Source organism: Dolosigranulum pigrum ATCC 51524 (assembly GCF_000245815.1).
Lineage (GTDB): Bacteria > Bacillota > Bacilli > Lactobacillales > Carnobacteriaceae_A > Dolosigranulum > Dolosigranulum pigrum.
Genome location: NZ_JH601103.1, coordinates 163,954 through 189,484 on the forward strand (window position 1 = coordinate 163,954; position 25,531 = coordinate 189,484).

A 25,531-nucleotide genomic window follows, 5' to 3' on the forward strand; every position below is an offset into this window, starting at 1 on the left:
ATTTCCTTTCTATTATCCTTTAAATATCCATACTTCTGGTTCATACAACTTTAGAACTTTTTCGCACAATAGTGAAATAGCAAAACCTACACTAAAAGGTATAACTAACCATACAAATAGCATAATTAAAAAATTGATATTTGCTGATTCAAGTGAAGCAATAGGTCCAACCAAGCCAACAAGCCCAAAACCAGCTGATTGAGATGTTCCGACAAGATTAAAAAGTGGTACTGTGACAGCACTTATTGCTGCTGTTATAATCATAGGAATACCAATAATTGGTTGGGTTAGAAAATTAGGCATCATCATTTTCATCCCACCCAGTGCAATAGCAATAGGAACTCCTTTTTTATTTCTATTCACTGTGCTAATTACTAATACAGCTGTAGTAGCAGCAATTCCCATAGAAGCTGCTGCTGCCGCCATACCGTCAAGTCCAATTGCTAGCCCGATTGCAACGGTAGAGATTGGACTAACAATAATAATCGCAAATGACATTGCAATTAATATACTCATTAATACTGGTTGCAATGTCGTAAAGCTGTTGATTCCATTGCCGATAATTGTAGTGATTGAACCAACAATAGGTAACAACAACTTTCCGATGTAGCCAATTCCTCCACCTATTAATATGGGAAGAAAAATAATTTTTACTGATCCCAGTTTATCTCCAATCAACAAAATTGCTCCTACAGCTAAGCTAGCTGTGATCATAATATTGATTAAATCCCCTATTCCTTGCAATTGGAAGATATACTGAGGGTCTCCATCTAGTCCCACATTTATATATTGCCAAGCACCAGATCCAATAAAAGCTGCTCCTCCAACTGTTAGCTGTTCCATAGGGTCCAATTTAAAATTTTTTGCAATCAAAAACCCAACCATAATAGCCGTTAAAAACTGAAACACTTGCACAACATGGAGTAAGTCCTGTGCTAGTACACTATCAGGAAAAAGCCTGAAAATAGTCGCCAAAATAGCATTTGGAATAAGTGCTACAACTATTCCTGTAGCTGTTCCTCCTAATACATGGTTTAAAAATTGCTTAGCTGTTAATTTTTCTTCCATTTCTATCACTCCCTTAGATAATTGGCTTGCTACTATATTATATCTCTAATAGTGAATTCCCGCACATGAAATGGCACTTATCTAATATCTTATTTATTCTTTTATCATCTTTTTGTTAGTCTATGTCAAATGCGTCGATTTCTTGCACAAACCATTCTTCAAATACTTCGGCATTGATATCGAGGCAGACGGTTGGTGCAAGTAGTTGTTTAGGTCAACGATGGTAGCGCCCGTGGTATACTGACCTTGAGTTTCGATAGTCACAAAGGTATCTACCGTTTGGAACATATCTGGGCGCACTAAGTACGCAATTGCGGTGGCATCATACATCGTTAGCCCTGAGTGAAACGTTCCACGATATGTCTTAAAGAGGGAGTAGAACATGTCCCCTATTTTATTCAAATGACGAATGTTTTCGCTGACTTCAGGTTGAATAATCGCTTTAATCCCGATATTCATCCCAACCATCGTGCGGGGGATAGTCGAGTTAAACACAACTTGGGCTGCTTCTGGATCATATCCAATATTAAACTCGGTATAGACACCATAATTGCCCCGATCCGGGGTCCCGCCCATCAAGATGATTTCTTTAATATCTGATGCGACATCAGGGTATAGTTTCAACAACAAGGCAATGTTCGTCAGTGGCCCAATTGTAACAAGTGTAATTTCTCCAGGATATTGCTTAATTAGCTGATACATGGCAACAACAGCAGGCGAATCTATCAGTAATGATTTATCTCCTGGTTGGAAGTCATAGCCAGCCATTCCTGTCTCGCCGTGAATACGACTGCCATCTCTTGATTGCCGGATAAGAGGCGTATTGGCCCCTTTTGCCACAGGGATATTTTTCCCATAAAATGTTAATAACTTCAGAACATTCTCGGTGACGTGATCAATATGGACATTCCCAGATACGGTAGTAATTAATTTAATATCAATGGCCTCAGAAAAAGCCGCCAGAGCAATCGCAACCGCATCATCAATTCCTGGATCTGTATCTAAAATTATTTTTCGCTTATCAGACATGTCATACCTTCTCCTTATTCGTTTTTCTATCCAAGCAACTTATATGTATTTTACCGAAAATAACAGTTTGTCGCGAATAGTTTGAAATTCTATATAAAAATAACAGGAAATGCCTCGTACGAAGACTGAGACACTTCCTGCTTATTAGAATGAATTGATTTTATCTTTGGACTGCCTTGACCATAGAGACTAAGGCAAAAATCGTAATAAAAATTAACGTAATTGTTGCGCCGGGTGGGGTCCCCCAATTATATGAAGTAATTAGCCCGCTAATAGTCCCTATTAAGGCAATTAGAATTCCGATTCCAATGACGCCACTGAAGCTCTTGGCTAAGCGCATCGAAATGGCTGCTGGCAAGATTAAGATAGCTGCTACTAGTAACGCACCCATGATTGGCATAATAATTGCAATCGTCACTCCTGTTAAAATATTGAACAAAATAGACATGCGCTGCACCGGTAAACCTAATGTATAAGCTATTTCTTCATCAAAGGTGAGCACATACATGGGCTTGCGGAAAATAATATACAAGGCAAAAATCACAGCAGTCAATCCTGTTAACATCCAAACTTGTGAGCGACTAATGGTTACAATCGAGCCAAATAAGAACGTGTTAATATTGACCGAAGCACTTCCTTCTGAGAGACCAATTAATACGAGCGCAATCGCCATCCCACCTGACATGAGCATCGCAATCGATATTTCGGAATATGAGCGATAAACTGAACGCAAGTATTCCAACAATATAGCGACAGCTACGACAACTCCGATGTTAACGAATGTCGGATTAATGCCGATCAATAGTCCTAAAGCAACACCGGCTAGAGAAACGTGCGAGAGCGTATCAGCCATCAATGATTGACGCCGCAAGATCAGGAATAAACCAAGTATGGGGGCAATCAGTGAAATTAAGAAGGCTGCTTGGAAAGCTCTTTGCATGAATCCATAGAAAAACATCTCCACGGTGAATCTTCCTTTCTAACCAGCTCGACATGTTTGTCGGCGTAATATTTCAAGTCATCGTAATCATGCGTCACCATTAGGATCGCTTTATTATGGTAAGTGGCATTATGTCTAAGCAGTTCATAGAATTGTTGGCGGGAAGTCTTATCCATCCCGGCAGTCGGTTCATCCAATACGAAGATATCCGGATCAGTGGCAAATGTGCGCGCTAGTGAGATCCGTTGCTTCTGCCCACCAGATAGTTCGCCAATTTTTTTATGGCGCTGATCCCACATGCCGACTGATTCCAAGGCCCGTTGAACATGTTCATGATCATCCTCATCTAAGCGGCTAAACCAGCGACCATGTGGGTAACGTCCCGACTTAACCAATTCCAAAACTGTACTTGGGAAACCAACATTGAAGGAAGCGACTTGTTGGGGAACATAGCCAACGACCATCTCTTGCCCATGAATATTTTGTTTGGCAATCGTCACATTTCCTTTATGAGGTTGCAAGAGTCCTAAGATATTGCGAAGTAAAGTTGTCTTCGCAGCTCCGTTCTCTCCGGTCAAGATTAAAAAGTCACCGGGTTCCACCTTGAAGGAGATATTCTCCAAGACGGGTTCATCATCATATTGAAAGGCTAAGTCCTTCACATCAATATACGTCATTGCTGTTTCCTTTCTTCTCTATAGCATGATTGCTAGTCCTACCTTGTCAGCTCAGTCAAGGGGTGGTAAAAGCAGTGGTTATCGGATACTTAATTTCAGTTGTTCCAGGTTTTGTTTCATGGCATCAAGGTAACTGTCTGCCTGATCAGACAAGACCTCTAAGTCAAAGAGTTGAGCAACTTCTGTCCCGGTCTCTTCAGCAACCGTTTGTGCGATACTAGAGTCTGCTCCTTGTTGATAATAAATAACCGGCACATCATATTCTTCAACAATGCGACCCACTTCAGCGATTCGTGACGGGCTCGGTTCGACTTCTGTAGAAAGTCCTCCGATAGCAATTTGGTTCAAGTTGTATCGCTGAGCAAAGTGCCCGAATGCTTCATGTTGGACGACAAAATTTCGGTGTTCGGCATCTTTGAGTGTCTCTTCATATTCTTCGTGCAAGGCTTGCAGTTGTGCTTTAAAATCTTGCGCATTCTGTTCGTATATATCTTCACCTGCTGGATCAGCTTCAATGAATGCATCTTTAATCACATCCACTTGCTCTTGCGCATACACTAAATCTAACCAAGTATGCGGATCTACCGCTTCGTGATCATCCACGTGTAACTGAATCTTCTCTTCAGCAACATGCTCTCCAGTCGCATCATGCACCTCAACATCAATTGTGGCTCCATCTTCAGTGACTGTGTATTCGAATGATTCATCAGAAGTGGTCGTTACTTCGTCAACAACATCTCCATTGACGGTTACTTTCCAGTGGAGTTCCTGTGCATCTATGGCTGTACTTTCATATTTAAGTGTGGCTGTATCCCCAGTATGGTAGTGTCCTTGTACTCCAACAATACCTGATTCACCTTGAGCAACCTCGCCATGTGCATGGTCGTGGTCTTCATGATCGTGGTGATGTTCATCTTCGCCATGTGCGTGGTCATCTTCCTCATGGTCATGACGCTCATGCAAATCAATGCCATCTGCTGCTCGTGCCACTGTTAAATCAGGATTCTCAACTGATTCTAGAAGCGATGGCACCCAGAATTCCATCTCTTCACTACTATAGACAAAAACGTCTGCCTCTGAAACTTTAGCCACATCTTGTGCGCTGGGTTCAAATGTATGCGCATCTTCACCTGCATCCAACATCATCTGCACATTAGCTCGGTCGCCACCCACTTCTCGAGCGAATTCATACATCGGATAAAAAGTCGTCATCACTTCAATTGGCTCGTCACCGGTTGTCTCTGGGGTACTTGCTACCTCACCATTATCTTGCTCGCCAGTTCCACAGGCAACTAATGTTAATCCCAAGACACCGCTTATACAGTACTTCATCCATTGTTTTAACATCCTATCGCTTCCTTTCTAATCTAATTATTTTAATTTTTAATTTAGTATAACTACAGATAGTATCCATTACGATTTACTATTTTAAGCAAAATACAGTTGAATGTCAAGCCATATTCCACTATCTTCCCCACAATAACAAAAAACCACCTACCATATCGGCAGATGGCTTATATTTACGCTTCTTCTTGCGTGTTGTCACTATGATCAGAATCATCTTCTTCATCTAAGAAGGTAATATCAACAATTCCAGTCAGAACATCGGTATAGCTAAAGGACAACCTTTCATACTCCACTTCATCATTCAACTCAATAATAAAGATGGCTGGATACGTATCTTTCAAAACACCGCGACGTTCTCTTGTTTTCTTACGGCCTTTATCGACAACAAGTTCAATGCGTTGACCAATTTTTTTCTCGAGTTGTGCTTTAATATCATCGATTGTCTCTAGTGTGTCTGTCATCGTAAATTCTCCTCGCAAAGATTCTACTATTATTATATCATAAATCTTCTAAAATTAAAAGTATATGAGAATATCTCTTTTGATTCCTTAGCACTTCCCTATTCAATCAACTCGAAAAAATAATCCGCATCTAAGATTTCTATTTGTTTACGTCCATAATTGATCCGCTCTTCTTCCGTTAGGCGCTTAATGACTTTCCCCGCGGTTTCACGCGTTGTACCTGCCACTTCAGCTAGTTGGATAATCGTTAATGGATACGGAATAATCACATGTTGATCTTTCATATGCCCCATATCTAACATCCACAGCGCTAACATCTGTTCTACCCGCTCTGTCGCACTGGAGATCGTCACTGCTCGTACTCGCTTCTCATGATACAACAAGACCTGTGACAATTCTTTATACATCTCCAACAGTATAGCTGGACTTGAGCGAACAATCGCTTCAAACTCATCTACCGGCAGCATCAACATCATCGCCGTCGTCTCAGCCTCAGCACTGGCTGTATAGACATCATCGCCGAATACCTCACCATACGGAAAAAAATCATTCGTTGTGATAAAATCCGCGTAGATACTCTCGCCATTATAACTGCGACTCTCCAGCTTAATCAGCCCATTTAGTACAAAATAATAATAATTCTTCGGATCCTGCTCATAAAATAGCATCTGCCCCTTATCGTATTGGCGAATAATGGACATATTTTTGATCTGAGCGACCGCTTCCGCTGAGAATTTCTTAAAAAACGGCCGTTCGTCTAATCCCTCCATAAATAACTCGATATCTCTATTTACCATCGTGATAAATCCCCACACTATCCGTTGATTATCTGCTATAAATTTACCCGCATACGAAAACTCATCTCTAAAGCAACACACCCGCTTAGCGTCACTAAGACAAACAACACCTAGAGTAAGTATCGTTATACTTTGGCGGAATGACTTTGGTTAATATAGCCTATGTGTCTAGTTGTGCGCTTGGTTGGTCTTTAGTCAGCTGATACGTCTGTGCTGGCACACCAAAATAGTCCTCACAACGTTCTCTCAACGTTTGCAGCGCCTCCTCTGCACGTTCTCGCTGATCGTGTTGCACCGTTTCAATCACTAAAATCGCATGCGTCGTCTCCGGGGTAAGCATCGTTCGCTCTGCTTCACGCCAATTCAAACACCGACAGATTGCTCCCGATTCATCATAGTAAATCATTTCACCTTCAAGCGCTGGTGAGTCCTCATCTTCTCCTAATGGTCGAAACGCTTCTCCGCCTTGCGCTGTACCTAAATGCATATCCCCATCAATAGCGTCCACTGTTTCCCCACCACAAGGAATACCATATTCAATTGATACACTATTATAAATATCAACTAACGGGTTAATCGAACGAAAACTGTGTCCCTTGCTGGCGCGCTTCAAAAGTGCTTCAATCGAAGAACGAGCTCCTTTTTTCGTTTTGAATTGTTTAAATGCTTCTCGCCACACTGCAATAACTTCATTATGACTGAATGTTTCTTCAGTAAAAAATTGCTCTGCTTTCTCTACTGCTTGATTAAGAAGTTGCTCAAATCGCTCGATATCGCCCTCTGTTTTATGATTATCTATCCCCGTCAGTTCCATCACATAAATCGCTCCTTCTGGGAATAATTCCCAAAATGACTGATCCACGATTACTTGTTTGCTCATCAAAATCACTTCGCTTTCTTATTCATACGATACTATACAATCTTTTTTCGTCCATAACCAAAATAGCTGCCAACTTTCTCCGCTACCACTCTTGTTGTTACCGCCATGTCGCTGGCTTGATAGGCCACACTATCCGTTGATTGTCTTGATTCCCATCAGTGCTAATCCATCTGTTAAGACCTGTGTGCTCTTATGGATTACAGTCATATTTATTTTATCATGTTCCGCTTTATTATAAAAATATTTGCTAGTTAACTGGCTCAACTCATTCAAATAATGGGTTAGATGGCTCGGATCATATGTGTCTTGGACCGTTTGAATCGTTGCTGGATATCGATCGATACACTGAGTCAATGCTTCAGGAGCCTGTTCATTTTCATCCCCAGTTCGTTCTACTCGATTCACCTCATTAATCAAGTTCAAGATATAGCCCAAATGTCCTGGCTTCATCGACGGCTGTACCGCATTTTCCAATTGAAAGCTCTCCCCGTTCTGATGTGACAACATCGTGTAAATAATTGTCCCCACTGCTAACTTGGAACGAAGCATTTCGCGTGAGTCAGTTGTCTCACGGAAGGTATCTAAAAGTGATGGATCCATATTTTTTGCTTCTTTTAATAGTTGAGGCACAGTTGGTTGGGGTGTGGTCAATGAGCTGAACGGCACGTGGACAATATCAGTGGCCCAAGAATAATCCAGTGTCCCCAAAATTGTAGTCAGTTGTTGGAAATGTTCGGTTTGTTCTTGCGCCACCACATACAGTGCTCGGTCGAACTGATAGGTCTCATAACGATGAACCGCGGCTGCCAAATCACGTGTCAAATACGTTGATAATTCCAACTGATCCAACACACGAATATCTTCTCCTGCGATCGTTAATAACAAAACCCCATCCTGCATCCGACTCTCTTTCGCTTGACGCATCCGTTCAAGTGTTTTTTTCACAAACGGCTGATAACATGATTCGCCTCGAATAGAATCGAAGGTAATCCCTAACGTCTCATAGAGCTGACTAAAATGCTCAAGTGACAAGCGAACTAGCCATTGCCACTGTTCAATAATGGCCTTATCGCCATATGTCAAGCGACTAAACAGTTGTGCACTCTCTTCTTCTAAATATGGGTTAAACTGCAAGCGCCGAAAATATTCCCGATACAACTCATCCAATGCTTGCAGTGGCTGAGGATCTGATTCAATCTGCTTACGGTCACCCCACCGATCGATTGCTAGCAAAATTTTACCCAGATGATAGCCCCAATCGCCAATATGATTTATCTTAACTGTCTTATAGCCTTGTTTCGTCAATACATTACTCAATGTATTCCCAATAAGTGTCGAACGTAAATGCTCCATCGACATTGGCTTGGCAATATTTGGACTGGACATATCGATTGTAATGATTTGGTCATGTTCATTTATAATCAGGGAATCTTTGGTTAATACATCATAGTTGTTCATTTTATCTACTCCTAGCGTCCATTAATTACTATGTAGTCAGTAGTGCCTAAGAAGATACCACTTTGTAAAGAAGGCATCTAATATACCGAAGAGCCGATAGTTCATAGGATATCGGCTCTTGGTACGTATTTATTATTCGGCTGTAATAATCGTTCCTGCGTCAGATTCGATTAAGTTCTCCAAGTTCTCCAGTGAGGTAATAACCGCTTTACTGCCTGGTTTTTCGCTCACGAAGGCCATCGTTGCTTGAACTTTTGGCAACATACTACCTGGTGCGAATTGGTCTTGCTGGATATATTCTTCCAATTCAGCGACGGTCACATTTTCCAATTTTTTCTGATCGGGTTGGTTGAAGTTGACATACACATTGTCGACTCCAGTTAAGACGATGAATAAATCGGCATCGATCAAGCCCGCCAAGGTTTGGGAAGCGAAGTCCTTATCGATAACAGCTTCAACGCCTTCTAAAGTACCATCTGCTGCCTCTACGACAGGGATTCCTCCCCCACCACCTGCAATCACTAATTGTTTGTTGTCAATTAATGTTTGGATCGCTTCTATTTCTTTAATACCTTTTGGTTTTGGTGAGGGCACCACTTTTCGCCAGCCACGACCAGCATCTTCTTTAAAGGTGTCATTCGATTTTTCCATCTCCGCTTTCGCTTCTTCTTCACTATAAAATGGTCCAATCGGTTTTGTTGGATTTTCGAACGCTGGATCTTCCTTATCAACTAAAACTTGCGTCACCACAGTAGCGACTGACTTATCGATACCTGCTTTTGTTAATTCGTTTTGCATCGCATTTTGTAACCAAAAGCCAATACTTCCTTCAGTCATAGCTACTAAAGAATCAAGTGGAAAGGCTGGGTTCTTCTCTGAGTCGGCTGCAATATTTTGCAACAGCAAGTTCCCGACTTGTGGGCCGTTCCCATGTGTAATAATTAATTCATCGCCATTTTTAACTAATTTCACCAATTGTTTGGCTGTATCTTTTAAGGCTTGTTTTTGTGCTTCTGCGGTTGGGCTATCGGATAAAATCGCATTCCCACCAAGTGCTACTACAATCTTTCGTTTTGACATAATTTATTCTCCTTTACTGACAAGCTAATCTTTTCAACGTTTCAGCGTAAATTTCAAGTGATTCATAAATATTTTCAAGTGGAATATATTCATCTACTTGGTGTGCTAAATCCGGTGTTTCTGGTAATCTGGCTCCAAAACATACACAGTTATCCATCATGCGAGCATAAGTTGCTCCACCAGAACTAATTGGTTCTGTCTGATCTTCAGTGCGTTCTCGATAAATAGCTAGCAATGTCTGTACTAATTCACTATCTTTTGGTACATACAATGAAGCTAAGTAATCAAATTCTTGATAAGTTAGCCCGTTTTCTTGTGCAATATTCGCTATGGTTCGTTCTAATTCCTCTTTATCAGCTGTTACTGGAAGTCTTACATCAATAAATAATTTTGACTCAGTTGGCGTTACTTCAATTTTGGCTACATTGAAGGTTAATTTACCAGATGCTTCATCAGCTAGTTCACCAAAAATATTAGTTGCGTGAGGATCTTGGTTCACGATATCATTTAGGAATGTTAATGTAGGATGCTCATACACTTGTCCTAAAGCTTTAGCTAGTCGAGTTACTGCATTTATACCTTTTGGGGCATCTTTTGAGTGAATTGATTTACCTTTAACAATTAAACTATCATCCACATCATCATAATCAAATTCTAAATGATCGAGCGCTTCTTTTACTTTAGTTTTATTATTCCCAGTATAAATAGCCTTATCTGGCACCACATTAAACGCTGCTCCAGTATTTAATGCTAATTCATCATGACCAGGACCTGTAAGATTTAATTGCCACAATCCCTTCTCAGCATAAATTAACGGGAATTTTGAGTCAGGAGCAAATCCTAAATCAGCTTTTTCTTCTTTTTTATTATATTTATCCATACAACGCCACAAAGTTTCTTCATCTGTCCCAAAAATAAAGCGAATTTTTTTGTTAAATGTATAACCAGCATCTATCAAAGCTTTCAATGCAAATAATGTAATAATACTTGGTCCTTTGTCATCTTGCGTGCCACGACCATATAATTTTCCATTGTCAATAACTGGTTCAAATGGTGGATGTGTCCAGTCTGCTTCGTTATCAGCAGGTACAACATCTAAGTGACACAATACAGCTAATGTTTCTTTTCCTTCACCTATTTCGGCATAACCATAATAACCTTCATCATCCAAATAAGTCTCTAATCCTAATGAACTACAAATTGATAATGTTTCCTCTAAACATTTTTGTATATCTTGTCCGAACGGTGTCGATTGACTATTTTCGTCCAAAACAGAGGGAATAGCTACAATTTGCTTAATAGCTTCTATACATGCTTCTTGTTGGTTCTTAGTTAACGGATAACTGTTCATAATCCATGTCCTCCTAATTAATTGTCTAGGTCATATACTAAAGTAAATAAGCTGCTCCAACTAGTATCGCGAGTGATGCAATAACTACCATAACTTGTAATTTCCAAGTGAATTTAATCCAAGTCCCTAAATCAAATTTAGCAATTGCTAATGCCCCCATTACAACGCCTGATGTTGGTGCAATCAAGTTAACTACACCACTTGAAGCTTGATAAGCAGTAACAATTAAGTGTTTCGGTACATTGGCAAATTCTCCTAATGAAGACATTATCCCCATTGTTGCTGCTGCAAGTCCTGAAGTTGATACAATTAAGAAAGTCATTGGGATATAGAACAGGTATGTCAGAACGATAAATACACCTGAAGATAAGCCTTTCAAACCATTTTCACCCCAGTGTAAAACAGTAGCCGTAATATTTCCATCATTCATGACAACTTGAATTCCACGTGCCACCGCTACAATCAAAGCAACACTTATTAAGTCTTTTGCCCCATCGATGAATGTATTAATCAGTTCTTCTTCACTGAAACCATAGTATAAACCAATAATAACAGACATCAAGAAGAACAAGACAGAAATTTCAACTAAATACCATGTTCCAAGTGGCTCTATAGTACTTCCGATTAGATTACCAATGAACGGTACATTAATAAGTGTTTCATGAACACTCATGAAAAATGTCCAATTCTCATTGAGTTCATGCCATGGAATTAAACCTAGAATCATAGTAGCAAAGGTTAGCGCAAATAGTGTTAATACTACTTTTTGCTTACTTGTAATGCTGTCAACTTCTTTCATTTTAAAGTGTTTTTTATGTTCTTCTAATTTATCATAGATAACAGAGTTTTTAGGATCTTCCTGAACTTTTTTAGCGTAACTTGATACATACCAAGCACCTATAATGTACGTAACAATAAAGAAAATGACACGAATCATAATTCCTTCTTCAATTCCAATGCCAGCCATTGTCGCGGCTGTTCCTGTAGCAAACGGGTTAACTGTTGATGATAATACTCCTAAACCTGAACCAATCAATACAACACCCACTGCTACAACTGCATCCATTCCTACATTAATCATCATTGGAATAAGAATAACATAGAATGGAATTGTTTCTTCAGCCATACCATATGTTGATCCGCCCAAAGCAAAAATAAACATTAGAATCCAAATTAATCGCGACATATTATCTTTGTTAGTTTTGATAACTGAACTAATTCCCGCATCAATTGCACCTGTTTGCGTTACAACATTTAAAAATCCACCTACAATTAAGATAAATAGGGAGATCTGTACCGCTCCATCTGTATCATCTGTTCCTAAAAAACCTTTAATTGGAGCTGATATAATATCCCAGATTCCTTGTGGATTTTGTTCAACAGCCTTGTACGTTCCGGCCAAAATTTGTCCATCTGCATCAAAATCATATTGTCCAGCTGGAATAATCCATGTCAAAACCGCAATAAGTGTAATAATAACAAATAGCATTGTAAAGGCATTTAACATTTTACTTTTCTTCTCTTCGCTCATAATGTTCACTCCGTTTCTTTTTAAAATAGGGACTGCACAAGCAGCCCCTTTTCTTCTATCATTTATTTATACTTTTGGAATAAATAAGTTTCCGTTTGTTGCGGCCATAATTGCTTTGATAGAGTGCATTCTGTTTTCTGCTTCTTCGAATTGGCGTGCGTGTTTTTCGTCGCGGAAGACTTCATCAGTCACTTCCATTTCAGTGATACCGAATTTTTCTGCCATTTCTGCTCCGATTTTTGTTTCTGTGTCGTGGAACGCTGGCAAGCAGTGCATGAAGATGTAGTCGCCTTCGATTAAGTCCGTCAATTCTTTGTTGATTTGGTATGGTTTCAATAAGTTAATACGTTCTTCGAATTTGTCTTCTTCACCCATTGAAACCCAGACATCGGTGTAGAGAACATCCGCATCTTTGACCGCAGATTTGATATCTTCTGTAACCGTTACTGTTGAACCGGACTCTTTCGCAAATTTCTCTGCGTAGTCAATAACTGACTGATCTGGGAATAATTCTTTTGGTGATGCAATAGTGACGTCAACGCCAAGCATTGATCCTGTCACCACTAAACTGTTGGCCATATTGTTACGACCATCACCACAGTATACAAGTTTTTTACCTTTTAATTCACCGAATTCTTCTTTAATCGTCATGAAGTCAGCGATCATCTGAGTTGGGTGCCATTCGTCTGTTAGACCGTTCCAGACAGGGACACCAGAATATTTCGCTAATGCTTCTACATCTTCTTGTTTGAATCCACGGAATTCAATCCCGTCAAACATGCTACCGAAAACTTTTGCTGAGTCTTCAACAGATTCTTTTTTCCCAAGTTGGATATCGTTTGCTCCCATAAATTCAGGTTTTGCCCCTAAATCTTTTGCCGCAACAGTGAAGGCTGCACGCGTACGAGTTGATGCTTTTTCGAATAAGAGACAAATATTTTGTCCTTTTAAGTATTCATGAGGAATATTACGTTTTTTCAAGTCTTTTAAGTGAATACTAAAATCAATTAAATATTCAATCTCTGCTGGGGTAAAATCGACTTCTTTTAATAAACTTCTTCCTTGAAACATTTGTTATTTCTCCTTTATCAGTTATGTCGTTATGAGCGCAAGTTTGCGGTAGGTGAGCTATTCCACCCACCTAACTTGCACGTTTCATTTACTGTTTATTTATTTAATTTCTCCCGGTAAAGTGGCATACTCATACATCTCGGACCACCACGACCGCGGACTAATTCACTGCCGCGAACTTTGTGCAACTTAATGCCGGCTTCTTCTAGCTTAGCATTCGTTACAGTGTTTCGCTCATATACCACCACTTCGCCTGGTGCGACAGTTAGGGTGTTAGATCCGTCATTCCACTGTTCACGCGCTGCTGCAACAAGACTGCCCCCACCACAACGGATCAAGGTGACAGATTCAAGACCTAATGCATCAGCTAAGACATTCTCCAAGCTATCTACTTTCTCTTGGATGTCTAACTTGTCGTCTTCGCCTTTGGTAATAGAGAAGACCTTCAGTTCGCCTTCAATTTCAGGGTGAATCGTAAATTTGTCGTAGTCAACCATCGTGAAGACGGTATCTAAGTGCATGAATTTACGGTTGTTCTGAATAGCGAAAGCGAGAACTTCTTTAAAGTCGGTCTCTGCGAATAGACGTTTTGCTAATTTTTCAATAGATTTAGCCGCTGTACGTTGAGAGATTCCGACTGCTAGCACGTCTTCAGATAGAACTAGTTCATCTCCACCTTCGATTCGAGTAGATTCTTCTCGGTTGTAGTAAAGTGGCACTTGATCTGAACCATACTCTGGGTGATACTTGAAGATGTACTTACCGTAAAGGGTTTCTCGGTTACGCGTATCTGCGTACATTTTATTCAGAGAGACACCTTCACCCATTGTTGCGAACGGATCACGTGTGAAGTATAAGTTCGGCATTGGATCGATCAAGAATGGGTAGTCACTCTCTAGACGGTCAGTAATAGAGACTTCTTCATAGTCCACTTCTTCTTTACGGAAGCCTTCCATTGTCTTGAGAACCATTTCATACGTGTCGTCATAGCCGAGTAACACCTTACGCACGGCTTCGCGCTTACTAGTAGATTCGATGGTAGTCTCATCTAACCATTCATCGATGAATTGCTCTTTCACATCAGCATGATCGATGGCCTCAGCTGCTAATTTTTCTAAATATAAAACTTCGACACCTAATTCTTCTAACTTCGCTGCGAAAGCATCGTGCTCGCGCTGTGCTTCAGCTAGGAACGGAATGTCGTCGAATAATAACCGCTCGAGGTAATCAGGTACTAAGTTTTCGAGTTCTTTTCCGGGACGGTGTAATAGAACCTTTTTTAATTGACCGATTTCGGAATGAACATGAATTGGGGTTGTCATGAATAACTCCTCCTTTGTATTTTTGAACAACTTCAGTATACTCCCCATAGAAAGAGCTTTCAATAAATCGTTAACATTGTTGATGCGAAATTCATCACACCGCTTACGTTAGATCCTTGACATGAATGTTATACCTTTACAACGTTGCTCTTTCAATATATGTTGGCTTTTCCTATGCTAGTTGCTCCTGCACCCAGTCTCGTAAAACTTGTGCATGATTATATTGTTCATCTTTAGCCGCATAGATAAATGTCACTGTCCCTGCCTCCAATTTCTCTTTTATTAAAGCAAGAAACTCGTCGGCCTGTTCATTATGATCCAATTCATACCTATACTGCTGGCGGAAGTCCTCAAACTTCGCCGGATCATGATCAAAATCTTGACGCGCTTCATCAGACGGTGTGATCTCTTTAGCCCACTCATCGTAAGGAAGCTCTTCTTTCTTCACTCCACGCGGCCAGAATTTATCCACTAGCACCCGAAACCCATCAGACACAGCCGGTTCATCATATGCTCGCTTCAACTGTATGCTCATCCTATTCCTCCATTCATCTTATTATTCATAATAAAAGCTCCCTAATCCGGAGACTAGAGAGCTTACATTTACACAAAGAAATCTAATACATGTTGCCATAATTGTTGATCGAAGACGTCAAGTGGGTTAGAACCCTCTCCAACGACAGCATAACCAATCATTGCCCCGACCATAAAAAACACAACAAGTAACACTAACACAATGACAATTTTTAACAAGTAGAATAAAATATCTTTCATTATACTTCTAGCTTCCACACTCACACATCCTCATCCATTCTGATTACTCGTGTACTTCTATCCTTCATCTTACTGAAAAATCGATAAAAATACAACTGTAAAGTGATGATTTTAGTTGTATTTTTTGAGGACAGAATGTTTTTTCACTTATGATGGATTTAACAGAGTCGGCAAAGCATGCTGCCATAATGATTCGAGGGTAGCTTTGTTTATCCTATGTGTGCGTTCAGTGGTTGTTAAGTGAATAGTTGGTTCATCTGTTACTGTACCCAATTGTTGTACAAAAACGCCACGTTCTTGGGCAAGGGCTTCGAAGGCAGCTTGTTGATTCGGTGCTACACTAACAACGTAGCGCGACTGGGTTTCACTGAAAAGTTGTGCTCCTGAATAATTCGATAGATCTACTGTTAAACCAAAACCTGTCTTGAACACAACCTGTAACAACCCCGGCAATAATCCTCATGGTTATCAACATTATCAACGAGTTTTCAGCTTGCTCTCGAGTTAACTTAGTCATAGTTCCTAAGTCAAACACCTAGACCACTTCACTTGTATTCGGCGTAGCGGTTATACGAATCGTCACACTCCTATCTTCAAGCTACTCAACTTTCTCTTTCGTGACAATGGTTTGATCGCGCTTATGTTGACTATTCCACCACTTGCTCGATACCTGTCGCTGAATCTGCCTTAAGCACGTGACTTGGTTGAGGTTCAAGATTCATTACTAGCCACAACACAATACCCACCATCACTGTTAACACTAGCAACACACTACTTATAACATATAATAATATACTATGTTTTTTAGATTTCATTATAGGGTCCCCCGTTTTATTCTAAAATATAAATTAGTTGTCGCTACTCGCTTTTTAATTTGAATAGCTGTTAATGCCCCCTTTGATGAAAATAATATGCTCTTTTAAAGTATCTGTCAATATTAAATTATGTTTAATATGTGATTTTTTAGAACAAACTGTTCCTATTTATGTTCCTATAATTTTTAACAGGAAAATCCATTAATTGATTGATATCGAGCATCGAAAATCGTAACAACTACTCTCTATTTTCTGTCTTCCAATGATTCGATCAGTGACTAGAAAACTTTCAGCCCGTCCGTAAAGCCTAATACCTCTTCGACTGCCCGCTCCGGATGAGGCATCATCCCTAACACATGGCCAGCTTCATTGACAATCCCAGCAATATCTGTCTTACTCCTATTCGGATTTTGTCCTGACTTGTAGCGGAATACAATTCGTCTTTTCAAGTATAATATGATATTTAAAAATAAAAATATTCGTTATTTAAATATATTTTTTTGTCCCTTTAAAAAATAAGTAACGGATCGCTCAATGATTACATATTGCTCATAATGCTCCGTTTCCTTTACTTTTCACCTGCTTCAGTCTATAATAGCTATACTAAAATACTTAGAAAGAGGGAATTATTATGTTGAAGAAAGTATTGAAAGCAACATCTAAATCAGGTGGATTTGTTGGGGGATTATTAGCCGGAACAGTGGGGCTTAAAGTCCTAACAAGTAAAACTACGAAAAAGGTGGCTTCACACGCAGTAGCTCAATCATTAAGAGTAAAAGAATCAATTGATGATTCACTTTCAACAGCTAAGCAGCACTTAGATGATGTATATGAAGATGGTAAGGCGATTTATGCGGAAGAAAAAACGAAAGACATCTTAGCTGATCTCGAAGAAGAGGCAGAATAACGTGGGGGCGCCACTAACAGTCCTTCACCAGAGTAAGACACGTATCCGATTAGGTGTTGCGTTCCCATTGAATGAAGCGTGCCATGACTATTTAACTGAGCTGTCTAAGCAGTTTAGTTCTATTCGTGCACTCCATTTTTATCAAACCAATAAGCAATTTGCGATTCAGTTCGATCGTCAACAATTAGATCAAGTGAAGGCTTACTTACAAGCCATTGATTGGGAGATACTTATGGCAAAGGTGCGCGATAATCCGATTGATCACGGGCCAGAGTCTGTCTACGATATTGTCTCCAATGCCCTATACTTTAAAGCACTTCGTATGGCCCTTCTCCCTACATCTTGGCGCCACGGACTTATCTTATTACGTGCCGTGCGCTTTGTGAAGGAAGCAATAAAATCTTTATTAACTGGCAAGCTGGATATGCATGTGCTGGATGCTAGTGCCATCTTTGTGTCACTTCTATCCGGTGATTTCCGCTCAGCCGATACGATTATCTTCTTACTTAACTTAGGTGATCAATTGGAAGCCTGGTCATATGAAACATCGCTTGCTAATTTGGAACAAAGTTTGGCCAAGCAAGAGTTCCCCGTCTGGATCCAAACCGAAGAGGGCGAGCAACTAAAAGTTAACAGTACAGAGATTTCGATTGGGTCACATATAATTTGTCAAGAAGGCGATGATATTCCTTTCGATGGTACAGTTATTCAAGGTGATGGCCATGTGAATGAAAGTTCGATCACTGGAGAGGTCTTCCTAGTCCACAAACAAGCCGGTGATATCGTTCATTCTAATACCACATTGGAGAGCGGTGAACTTATTGTTGAAGTCACTAACAACAAACCTAACGCTCGCATTAGTGACATGATCGAGTTAATCAAAACAGCGTCGACTCATCAATCCACTAATGCAACTGAACTCACCCAAAAAGCTGATAACCTTGTGAAGTATAACTTCTTAGGGATGGCGCTCACATACCTTCTGACGCGATCAATTAGCAAAGCTCTTGTCTTCATTCTTGTAGATTATTCTTGTGCACTAAAAATTTCGACCCCTATATCATATATATCAGCTATTAATGAAGGGGTCGAGCGAGGCATTGTTATTAAAGGATCCCGCTACTTAGAAGTGATGAATCAGATTGATACCTTCGTATTCGATAAAACGGGAACCTTAACGACGAGTATCCCGATGATTAATCGGATCGAACCGTTCTATGATTACAGCATTGAAGACGTTCTTCGTATCGGTGCTTGTCTAGAAGAGCATATCTATCACCCAATTGCCCAAGCCATCGTTCAAGAAGCCGATAATAATCACATTATTCACGAAGAATTCCATGGTAAGATTACTCATGTCGTCGCTAAAGGAATCATCTCTACCTACCAAGATAAGACGTTACTGATTGGTAGTAAGTCATTCATGGAAGAACATGATATCCAATTTAATGCTAATCAACGTGAGATGATTACCACTTATGAAGATCAGTATAACCTGCTCTACTTAGCATACGGCGAACAACTTATTGCACTATTCTTCATCGACATGCCTTTACGTGAGAACACAACTGATGTACTGGAGCAACTGAAAGCATCTGGCAAATCTATTGTTCTACTCTCAGGTGATCATGCTGCTCGTGTAGCAAAATTAGACCAAAAAATTGGTTTTGATGCTACGTACAGTGAGGTCTACCCTGAAGATAAACACCGTATTATCCAAGAATTGCAAGCAGAAGGTCGATCAGTCTTCATGATTGGTGACGGCTTGAATGATTCCGCTGCTTTATCTCAAGCTGATATCGGAGCTGTATTCCAAGAAGGCTCTGACTTAGCACGACAAGCCAGTGACATCATTATAAAAACGGATGACTTACAATCCTTGCATACTTTAATAGACTTAAGTGATGGGGTCCAACAAAAAGTTCAGCGCAATATGACCCACACGTATACGATTAATTCGTCATTAATTGTGATGGGACTTTTAGATCTCCTCTCACCTAGTCTTCTCGCCACCCTGCATAACAGTGCTACTCTGTTAATGATTACCCGCAGCTTCTTTAATGTACTAGATTAACAACTCATTAGCAGTAGCACACACTTAAAAAAGGACAAGCACGCTGTTGGCGTGCTTGTCCTTTTTGTTATTATTTAGTTGGTTTATTCGATTAACCTTGTCCTGCAGAACCGAAGATTTCCATGTTTTTAATAGTTGCTTTCGTAATATCTTCTTTTCCTGGTCCAATAATCTTACGTGGATCGTACTGGTCAGGGTTGTTAGCGATCACTTCACGTGTTTTCTTCGCCCAAACTTGTTGAAGCTCAGTATTTACGTTAATTTTACTGTGACCGTACTCGATTGCTTTTTTGATTTGGTGCTCAGGAATACCTGATCCACCGTGAAGTACAAGTGGTGCACCTGTTAACTCAGAGATTTCTTTCATCTCATCAAACCCTAACTTCGGCTCGCCATCATAATCACCGTGAACAGATCCAAGCGCTGCAGCTAATGCATCAATCTTCGCTTCTTCTACAATTCGCTTACACTCTTCTGGGTCAGCATAAATAACGCCACCTGTCACACCATCTTCAGTTCCTCCGACAGAACCGATTTCTGCTTCAACCGATGCCCCTTTAGAATGCGCATATTCAACAACTTCACGTGTGTTGGCAATATTTTCTTCAATTGGGAATTTTGAGTTATCAATCATAACACTCGTAAATCCAGCGTCAATCGCTGCACGACATGATTCTAGAGATGAACCGTGATCTAAGTGAATTGCAACTGGTTGAGAGATGTTACGCTCTTCTAATTGACCTTTCACCATACCTACGACTGCTTTGAAACCACCCATGTACTTCGCTGCACCTTCTGATACACCTAAGATGGCTGGTGAGTTAGCCTCTTCAACCGCGTCTAAGATCGCTTGTGTCCACTCTAAGTTATTAATGTTAAACTGCCCAACAGCGTATCCACCCTCGAGCGCCTTGTTCAACATATCTGTCATATTTACTAAACCCATTCTATCTGTTCCTCCTATAATTAATCTTTCTTCATTCTTAACTTACACCCCTATTATAGCACAATACCTCTATTTTACTAAACAAAATACCTTGAAACCCCACAGACGCTAGTGTTTCCTACTGTGTCAAAACTTAAACCGTATACAATTCAACAGAACGTCTCTTTCTGGTATGAACCGAATTAAATATTGCTTGTCCGACGGGCTCAAATCACTTCATACTCTCTTCAGATAGATAGAATTTTTAGTCCCTCACTGCTCGATCATCCCCGAATTTATCAGCAATAAAAAATCAGTGGCGCTTGTCTCCCTAATTGATGAATTGTATTAAGATATCATATTTTTTCAGAAAAGTATTGACTTATCATTAAAATTAAATTATGATAATTCCAATAAGCGATGAGTGGACGATCTGGCCCGATTTTCAGAGAGTTAACGGTGGTGGAAGTTAACGTAGGTACCAAGCACACCCACGAGCTATATTATTAAAAATAATATCGTCTGCTCTGCGTTACGGAGCCGTGATGGCAGATCTTAAACTGCCTATCATACTGAGGCATTTTTTGCAAAGTAAGGTGGAACCACGTCTACAGCGTCCTTTCAATGAGAGAGGACGCTTTTTGTCTTTCTTTCAGTCGGCTTCGGACAACTAGCAGGTGATTCATTGTATAAGGAGAGGTTTATATGTTAAATCCGGTATTAATTTCAGTCGTAACGGTCATTATTTTGTCACTCTTGCGACTAAATGTGTTGTTAAGTTTAATTATTGGTGGACTGGTTGGCGGTTTACTGGCGGGAATGTCTGTCGAAGGGGTCATGACGATCTTGGTAGAAGGAATGGGCGGCAATGCAGCGACAGCTTTGGATTATATTTTACTCGGGGCGCTGGCCGCTGCTATTAGCCAATCGGGAGTGGCTACCTTACTGGCACATCATCTAGCTAAGAAGATCGGTCAACATACGACGTGGCTTATCTTAGGAATTGCCTTATTCAGTATGCTCTCACAAAACGTGATCCCCGTGCATATTGCCTTTATTCCCATCTTAATCCCTCCACTGCTGCCTGTCTTCAATATGCTTAAGATTGACCGGCGTGCGATTGCATCGGCCTTAACCTTTGGCTTGCAGACCCCTTATATATCAATTCCGATTGGGTTCGGCTTAATTTTTCACAATATTATAAAAGAGGAATTGACGGCAAGTGGTCTGTCGGTGACCAATAGCCAAATTGCTGGTGTGATGTGGATCCCGGGGGTCGCTATGCTAATCGGCTTACTGATTGCCATCTTCATCTCCTACAAGAAGTCACGAATATATGAATACTCAGAAGTTTCTGTAAATAAAGAGCAATCCGAAGATGTCACCTGGTCGCGCCGTCACTTGATCGTCTTAATCGGAGCCATGAGTGCCTTAATCATTCAAATCTTATATAGTTCCTTAGCGTTAGGTGCTATAATTGGTCTCGGTATTATGTTATTAGGACAAACGTTTCGCTTCGATCAATTAGATCACTTGTTAAATAACGGTATTACCTCAATGGGATACATTGCCTTTGTAATGCTGGTAGCAGCTGGTTATGGCAATATTATGCGTGAGACGGGTGGAGTAGAACAACTTGTCCAGTCTCTATCTTCCCTTGTTGGCGACAATCAATTACTCGGTGCATTCGGCATGCTTGTGGTTGGTTTGTTTATTACAATAGGAATTGGAACGAGTTTTGGGACGATTCCTATTATTGCCACTATTTATGTCCCCTTAGCACAACAACTTGGCTTCACTCCTACTGCAACGATTCTATTGGTCGGGGTGGCGGCAGCATTAGGCGATGCCGGTTCGCCCGCGTCTGATAGTACACTGGGGCCAACTGCTGGTCTTAATATCGATGGTCAGCATGATCACATTAGAGATACCTGTCTGCCTACCTTCTTACACTACAATATTCCGCTCATTTTAATCGGAACACTGGCAGCCTTGTTGATAGGATAGCTAGGTCACGATTGCAGAGTTGATTATTAGTAAAAAGAGCTCCCCCGTATGCTAGGTGGGGAAGCTCTTTAGTTGATTGATTATTTAGCGTTTGCTTGTGCGACTTCGATAAATTTGTCAAAGAGGGGTTGTGGGCGTTCTGGCCGGGAGATAAATTCAGGATGGAATTGACTCGCAACGTAGAATGGATGATCCGATAGCTCGATGATTTCGACTAATTTATTATCCGGTGACACACCCGAGAAGACCAGTCCTGCTTCTGATAAGATATCGCGGTATTCATTATTGAACTCATAACGGTGACGGTGACGTTCTTCGACTAAGTTTTGACCGTATGCTTCATGAGCCTTTGTACCGTTCTCTACTTTACATGGATAGAGACCGAGACGCTGGGTTCCTCCCATATCTTGAATATCAGCTTGATCTGCCATTAAGTCGATAATATTGTGTTCAACTTGTGGATCCACTTCAGCTGTGTGTGCCCCATCTAAGCCGACTACATTACGGGCAAACTCGATTGCTGCCAGTTGCATGCCGAGACAGATACCTAAGAATGGTATATTATGTTCGCGAACATATTTAATGGCTTCTAGTTTTCCATCAAGGCCACGTTCACCGAATCCACCAGGGACGACAATACCATCACATTGTTTAATTTGATCGATAATGGCATCAGTCGAGTCTTTCTCCGCATTAATCCATGTGATCTGAACGTCAGTATCATGTTTATATCCGGCATGTTTTAGCGCTTCAGTCACAGAGATATACGCATCCGGTAATTCAACATATTTACCGACAATTCCAATCGTCGTCTGTCCACTTAAGTTCTGGACGCGCTGTTCTAAATCTTTCCACGCACTCATATCTGCTTCAGGCACGTCCAATCCTAAATAGTCCACAACAATTTGGTCTAGTCCCTGTTCTTGTAAACGCAGTGGCACGGAATAAAGCGTATCAACATCAAGAGATTCAATGACTGCACTTTTGTCCACATCGGTAAACAAGGCAATTTTCTCTTTGATACTCTCGTCAAGTGGACGCTCAGAGCGCGCAATTAAGACATTAGGCTGAATACCGAGACTGCGCAATTCTTTCACACTGTGCTGAGTCGGTTTCGTCTTCATCTCACCTGCTGCAGCTAGATAGGGAATCAAGGTTGCATGTAAATACATCACATTTCCTGCTCCAACGTCACTCTTCATCTGACGGAGCGCTTCTAAGAACGGCAACGACTCAATATCTCCAACCGTTCCACCCACTTCCGTAATAATGACATCGGAATCGGTCGTCTCCGCTGCTCGCATAATTTTTTCTTTAATCATATCCGTGATGTGCGGGATGACTTGAACGGTCTTACCGAGATAGTCTCCTTTACGTTCCTTATTCAACACTTCGGAATACACTTTTCCGGTTGTGACGTTTGAGTATTGATTCAAGTTAATATCAATGAAACGCTCATAGTGGCCTAAATCTAAGTCCGTCTCCGCCCCATCATCCGTCACGAAAACTTCTCCATGCTGGTACGGACTCATCGTTCCCGGATCCACATTAATATACGGATCGAACTTCTGAATGGTGACTTTCAAGCCACGATTTTTCAACAATCGACCCAAACTTGCTGCCGCAATTCCTTTCCCAATTGATGACACAACGCCACCTGTTACAAAAATATACTTCGCCATGACAATTCCTCCATTATCTTTATGTATCGCTCACTGTCTATAAAATAGCAAAACTCCCTATTCCAATATTTGAATAGGGAGCTCAATCGTTCATATCTAGTAGTGCCCAATAACTATTTTACAGATTCTGGACACTGCTGTCAATTTTTTTACTTAAAATTCTGACGGCAACGAAATATGTCTCACATCAAGTACGGTTGGTGTTGAGGCTTGGACTTGCGCGGTAACCGTCTCTGTCTGTTCGAACGTGACGAGATCATATCGTTTCATCTCAGTCGGTTGGTCGCTCTGCCACTGTATAGGAATAAGCCATAACTGACCATCTTGCACGAGCCAGTGGAAGCCAGGTTCACTCCACATTAATGCCTCCGTCGTCTCCATCATTTCCGGCATCGATTCTTCTATACGCAAGACCGTTTCATTATCTGCCGTTACTTCATAAATACGCAACGTCTCTGTCTCATAATCTTGCGCCACCATATACAACTGCCCGCGTTCATAGATAACCTCTATTCCCTGATGCATCGTCTTATCGAAGTGAATCTCTTCCTTCGTATCCGTCTGCCAGTTGTAGCGGTAATAGGTGGAGGTTTCCTGATTGGCTTCTGCCACATAATCGACAGTGTATTCTTCCAAGACTACTTCATCGCCCGCTCCATCACCGTATAGTGCCAGTACTTTTCCTTCGTCTGCCGTCATCGTACTACGCTCGACTGTCCCTTGTTGCGGATCAATAATTAGATGCTTCATCTCCTCTGATCGATCCATAATATGAGAGAACAGATGCAACTGACCCGACTCATCGAAGAACGAATGCATAATAAAGCCATCCAATTCATTATCTTCCGGTCCCATCTCAATCGATTGTCGCTCAACTTCTCCAGTCGCTTTATCCACGTAATTTAAGCGCAATGTTTTGGGTTTATACGGCTCACCGATAAAGCCATATGCCCAAATACCGTCAACTGTTTCGTGATAAGCCGAAACTTCCCCATCCGGCAGACCGCGCAATAGTTCAGGATAGTCTCTCGTAAGTAAGGCTGGCAAACGAATATAATCTTGCGGCAAGATAGCCTCACTTGCTTGTCTCAGCTGAAATTGTCCTTCATTATAATCCACTTGTGCTGCTGAACGCCAATCATCAAAATCAGCAGCTGGCTCGCTAATAGCCGCTGAAAATGTTAACTCATCTATCACTGTATGCGCCGGCGTGAACGTCACTGATACATCTACATCTCGACGTTCACCTCGTGTATAGGCACGCGTTCCGAAGAAGCCGACGAAAACAATGACAATAATCAGGAATACCGTTGTCAATTTCATATTTTTCATAAC

At 40.8% G+C, this 25,531-nt stretch carries 24 protein-coding genes and 1 pseudogene; 3 read left to right on the plus strand and 22 right to left on the minus strand.

All coding sequences use genetic code 11. The features are described 5' to 3' along the window. Nucleotides 1-12 precede the first annotated feature (12 nt). The 19 genes and pseudogenes from HMPREF9703_RS00695 to HMPREF9703_RS08660 form a co-directional block, all read right to left on the minus strand. The gene (locus HMPREF9703_RS00695) at nucleotides 13-1,068 is read right to left on the minus strand and encodes a PTS sugar transporter subunit IIC (protein ID WP_004634722.1); all 1,056 of its coding nucleotides are present in this window, start codon (nucleotides 1,066-1,068) and stop codon (nucleotides 13-15) included. 120 nt (nucleotides 1,069-1,188) lie between these two features. After that, complete coding sequence (rihC, locus tag HMPREF9703_RS00700) at nucleotides 1,189-2,097, minus strand: ribonucleoside hydrolase RihC (protein ID WP_004634723.1); 909 nt, start codon at nucleotides 2,095-2,097, stop codon at nucleotides 1,189-1,191. Between the two features lie 160 nt (nucleotides 2,098-2,257). Further along, on the minus strand, nucleotides 2,258-3,061 hold the full coding sequence (locus tag HMPREF9703_RS00705; protein ID WP_004634724.1) for a metal ABC transporter permease: 804 nt from the start codon (nucleotides 3,059-3,061) through the stop codon (nucleotides 2,258-2,260). Next, a complete protein-coding gene (locus tag HMPREF9703_RS00710; protein ID WP_004634725.1) occupies nucleotides 3,007-3,714 on the minus strand; it encodes a metal ABC transporter ATP-binding protein in 708 nt (235 codons plus the stop codon). Before HMPREF9703_RS00710 ends, HMPREF9703_RS00705 begins: the two co-directional genes overlap by 55 nt. 78 nt (nucleotides 3,715-3,792) lie before the next feature. Next, complete coding sequence (locus HMPREF9703_RS00715) at nucleotides 3,793-5,061, minus strand: metal ABC transporter solute-binding protein, Zn/Mn family (RefSeq protein ID WP_004634726.1); 1,269 nt, start codon at nucleotides 5,059-5,061, stop codon at nucleotides 3,793-3,795. Nucleotides 5,062-5,234: 173 nt separating this feature from the next. Further along, on the minus strand, nucleotides 5,235-5,522 hold the full coding sequence (locus HMPREF9703_RS00720; RefSeq protein ID WP_004634727.1) for a Veg family protein: 288 nt from the start codon (nucleotides 5,520-5,522) through the stop codon (nucleotides 5,235-5,237). A 98-nt stretch (nucleotides 5,523-5,620) separates the two neighbouring features. Further along, the gene (locus HMPREF9703_RS00725; protein WP_004634728.1) at nucleotides 5,621-6,319 is read right to left on the minus strand and encodes a Crp/Fnr family transcriptional regulator; all 699 of its coding nucleotides are present in this window, start codon (nucleotides 6,317-6,319) and stop codon (nucleotides 5,621-5,623) included. Between the two features lie 160 nt (nucleotides 6,320-6,479). Further along, nucleotides 6,480-7,199 (minus strand): B3/B4 domain-containing protein, encoded by a 720-nt coding sequence (locus tag HMPREF9703_RS00730; protein WP_004634729.1) that lies wholly within the window; start codon nucleotides 7,197-7,199, stop codon nucleotides 6,480-6,482. Between the two features lie 129 nt (nucleotides 7,200-7,328). Further along, complete coding sequence (argS, locus tag HMPREF9703_RS08535) at nucleotides 7,329-8,657, minus strand: arginine--tRNA ligase domain-containing protein (protein ID WP_004634730.1); 1,329 nt, start codon at nucleotides 8,655-8,657, stop codon at nucleotides 7,329-7,331. 132 nt (nucleotides 8,658-8,789) lie between these two features. Then, nucleotides 8,790-9,737, minus strand: a complete 948-nt coding sequence (arcC, locus tag HMPREF9703_RS00740) for a carbamate kinase (RefSeq protein WP_004634731.1) — start codon at nucleotides 9,735-9,737, stop codon at nucleotides 8,790-8,792. A 13-nt stretch (nucleotides 9,738-9,750) separates the two neighbouring features. Further along, nucleotides 9,751-11,088: a M20 family metallopeptidase gene (locus HMPREF9703_RS00745; RefSeq protein WP_004634732.1), complete on the minus strand. Its 1,338-nt coding sequence runs from the start codon at nucleotides 11,086-11,088 to the stop codon at nucleotides 9,751-9,753. Nucleotides 11,089-11,125: 37 nt separating this feature from the next. Continuing rightward, nucleotides 11,126-12,619: a YfcC family protein gene (locus HMPREF9703_RS00750; RefSeq protein WP_004634733.1), complete on the minus strand. Its 1,494-nt coding sequence runs from the start codon at nucleotides 12,617-12,619 to the stop codon at nucleotides 11,126-11,128. 66 nt (nucleotides 12,620-12,685) lie between these two features. Beyond that, nucleotides 12,686-13,690 carry an ornithine carbamoyltransferase gene (gene argF / locus HMPREF9703_RS00755; RefSeq protein ID WP_004634734.1) on the minus strand — a complete coding sequence of 335 codons (1,005 nt, stop codon included), beginning with the start codon at nucleotides 13,688-13,690 and terminating at the stop codon, nucleotides 12,686-12,688. Between the two features lie 95 nt (nucleotides 13,691-13,785). After that, entirely contained in the window at nucleotides 13,786-15,012 is a 1,227-nt protein-coding gene (arcA, locus tag HMPREF9703_RS00760; RefSeq protein ID WP_004634735.1) for an arginine deiminase, read from the minus strand. A gap of 172 nt (nucleotides 15,013-15,184) precedes the next feature. Then, nucleotides 15,185-15,547: a DUF488 domain-containing protein gene (locus HMPREF9703_RS00765; RefSeq protein WP_004634736.1), complete on the minus strand. Its 363-nt coding sequence runs from the start codon at nucleotides 15,545-15,547 to the stop codon at nucleotides 15,185-15,187. A 68-nt stretch (nucleotides 15,548-15,615) separates the two neighbouring features. Next, a complete protein-coding gene (locus HMPREF9703_RS00770) occupies nucleotides 15,616-15,804 on the minus strand; it encodes a DNA-directed RNA polymerase subunit beta (protein WP_040376759.1) in 189 nt (62 codons plus the stop codon). 129 nt (nucleotides 15,805-15,933) lie between these two features. Next, nucleotides 15,934-16,239: an AIR synthase-related protein gene (locus tag HMPREF9703_RS00775; protein WP_081476604.1), complete on the minus strand. Its 306-nt coding sequence runs from the start codon at nucleotides 16,237-16,239 to the stop codon at nucleotides 15,934-15,936. Between the two features lie 194 nt (nucleotides 16,240-16,433). Beyond that, nucleotides 16,434-16,601 carry a hypothetical protein gene (locus HMPREF9703_RS08820; RefSeq protein WP_004634739.1) on the minus strand — a complete coding sequence of 56 codons (168 nt, stop codon included), beginning with the start codon at nucleotides 16,599-16,601 and terminating at the stop codon, nucleotides 16,434-16,436. Nucleotides 16,602-16,879: 278 nt separating this feature from the next. Next, a pseudogene (locus tag HMPREF9703_RS08660) lies at nucleotides 16,880-17,041 on the minus strand (phosphoribosylformylglycinamidine synthase subunit PurQ); the annotation flags it as partial. A gap of 191 nt (nucleotides 17,042-17,232) precedes the next feature. Between HMPREF9703_RS08660 and HMPREF9703_RS00780 the strand changes: the two are divergent. Both HMPREF9703_RS00780 and HMPREF9703_RS00785 read left to right on the plus strand, forming a co-directional pair. After that, on the plus strand, nucleotides 17,233-17,508 hold the full coding sequence (locus tag HMPREF9703_RS00780; protein WP_004634740.1) for a DUF6110 family protein: 276 nt from the start codon (nucleotides 17,233-17,235) through the stop codon (nucleotides 17,506-17,508). 1 nt (nucleotide 17,509) lies between these two features. Beyond that, the gene (locus tag HMPREF9703_RS00785; protein ID WP_004634741.1) at nucleotides 17,510-19,582 is read left to right on the plus strand and encodes a heavy metal translocating P-type ATPase; all 2,073 of its coding nucleotides are present in this window, start codon (nucleotides 17,510-17,512) and stop codon (nucleotides 19,580-19,582) included. A gap of 91 nt (nucleotides 19,583-19,673) precedes the next feature. Here HMPREF9703_RS00785 and fba read toward each other — a convergent pair whose 3' ends face one another. Continuing rightward, nucleotides 19,674-20,528, minus strand: coding sequence for a class II fructose-1,6-bisphosphate aldolase (gene fba / locus HMPREF9703_RS00790; RefSeq protein ID WP_004634742.1), 855 nt, complete (start codon nucleotides 20,526-20,528; stop codon nucleotides 19,674-19,676). 684 nt (nucleotides 20,529-21,212) lie between these two features. Here fba and HMPREF9703_RS00795 point away from each other — a divergent pair. After that, the gene (locus HMPREF9703_RS00795; RefSeq protein ID WP_004634743.1) at nucleotides 21,213-22,514 is read left to right on the plus strand and encodes a Na+/H+ antiporter NhaC family protein; all 1,302 of its coding nucleotides are present in this window, start codon (nucleotides 21,213-21,215) and stop codon (nucleotides 22,512-22,514) included. Between the two features lie 80 nt (nucleotides 22,515-22,594). Here HMPREF9703_RS00795 and pyrG read toward each other — a convergent pair whose 3' ends face one another. After that, nucleotides 22,595-24,196: a CTP synthase gene (gene pyrG / locus HMPREF9703_RS00800; RefSeq protein WP_004634744.1), complete on the minus strand. Its 1,602-nt coding sequence runs from the start codon at nucleotides 24,194-24,196 to the stop codon at nucleotides 22,595-22,597. A 153-nt stretch (nucleotides 24,197-24,349) separates the two neighbouring features. After that, nucleotides 24,350-25,528 carry a hypothetical protein gene (locus HMPREF9703_RS00805; RefSeq protein ID WP_004634745.1) on the minus strand — a complete coding sequence of 393 codons (1,179 nt, stop codon included), beginning with the start codon at nucleotides 25,526-25,528 and terminating at the stop codon, nucleotides 24,350-24,352. Between the last annotated feature and the right edge of the window lie 3 nt (nucleotides 25,529-25,531).

Coding starts and splice junctions, on each gene's coding strand:
- HMPREF9703_RS00695 (WP_004634722.1), bottom strand. CDS start 1,068: ATGGAAGAAAAATTAACAGCTAAGCAATTTTTAAACCATGTATTAGGA.
- rihC (WP_004634723.1), bottom strand. CDS start 2,097: ATGTCTGATAAGCGAAAAATAATTTTAGATACAGATCCAGGAATTGAT.
- HMPREF9703_RS00710 (WP_004634725.1), bottom strand. CDS start 3,714: ATGACGTATATTGATGTGAAGGACTTAGCCTTTCAATATGATGATGAA.
- HMPREF9703_RS00715 (WP_004634726.1), bottom strand. CDS start 5,061: ATGTTAAAACAATGGATGAAGTACTGTATAAGCGGTGTCTTGGGATTA.
- HMPREF9703_RS00720 (WP_004634727.1), bottom strand. CDS start 5,522: ATGACAGACACACTAGAGACAATCGATGATATTAAAGCACAACTCGAG.
- HMPREF9703_RS00725 (WP_004634728.1), bottom strand. CDS start 6,319: ATGGTAAATAGAGATATCGAGTTATTTATGGAGGGATTAGACGAACGG.
- HMPREF9703_RS00730 (WP_004634729.1), bottom strand. CDS start 7,199: ATGAGCAAACAAGTAATCGTGGATCAGTCATTTTGGGAATTATTCCCA.
- argS (WP_004634730.1), bottom strand. CDS start 8,657: ATGAACAACTATGATGTATTAACCAAAGATTCCCTGATTATAAATGAA.
- arcC (WP_004634731.1), bottom strand. CDS start 9,737: ATGTCAAAACGAAAGATTGTAGTAGCACTTGGTGGGAATGCGATTTTA.
- HMPREF9703_RS00745 (WP_004634732.1), bottom strand. CDS start 11,088: ATGAACAGTTATCCGTTAACTAAGAACCAACAAGAAGCATGTATAGAA.
- HMPREF9703_RS00750 (WP_004634733.1), bottom strand. CDS start 12,619: ATGAGCGAAGAGAAGAAAAGTAAAATGTTAAATGCCTTTACAATGCTA.
- argF (WP_004634734.1), bottom strand. CDS start 13,690: ATGTTTCAAGGAAGAAGTTTATTAAAAGAAGTCGATTTTACCCCAGCA.
- arcA (WP_004634735.1), bottom strand. CDS start 15,012: ATGACAACCCCAATTCATGTTCATTCCGAAATCGGTCAATTAAAAAAG.
- HMPREF9703_RS00765 (WP_004634736.1), bottom strand. CDS start 15,547: ATGAGCATACAGTTGAAGCGAGCATATGATGAACCGGCTGTGTCTGAT.
- HMPREF9703_RS08820 (WP_004634739.1), bottom strand. CDS start 16,601: ATGAAATCTAAAAAACATAGTATATTATTATATGTTATAAGTAGTGTG.
- HMPREF9703_RS00780 (WP_004634740.1), top strand. CDS start 17,233: ATGTTGAAGAAAGTATTGAAAGCAACATCTAAATCAGGTGGATTTGTT.
- fba (WP_004634742.1), bottom strand. CDS start 20,528: ATGGGTTTAGTAAATATGACAGATATGTTGAACAAGGCGCTCGAGGGT.
- HMPREF9703_RS00795 (WP_004634743.1), top strand. CDS start 21,213: ATGTTAAATCCGGTATTAATTTCAGTCGTAACGGTCATTATTTTGTCA.
- pyrG (WP_004634744.1), bottom strand. CDS start 24,196: ATGGCGAAGTATATTTTTGTAACAGGTGGCGTTGTGTCATCAATTGGG.
- HMPREF9703_RS00805 (WP_004634745.1), bottom strand. CDS start 25,528: ATGAAAAATATGAAATTGACAACGGTATTCCTGATTATTGTCATTGTT.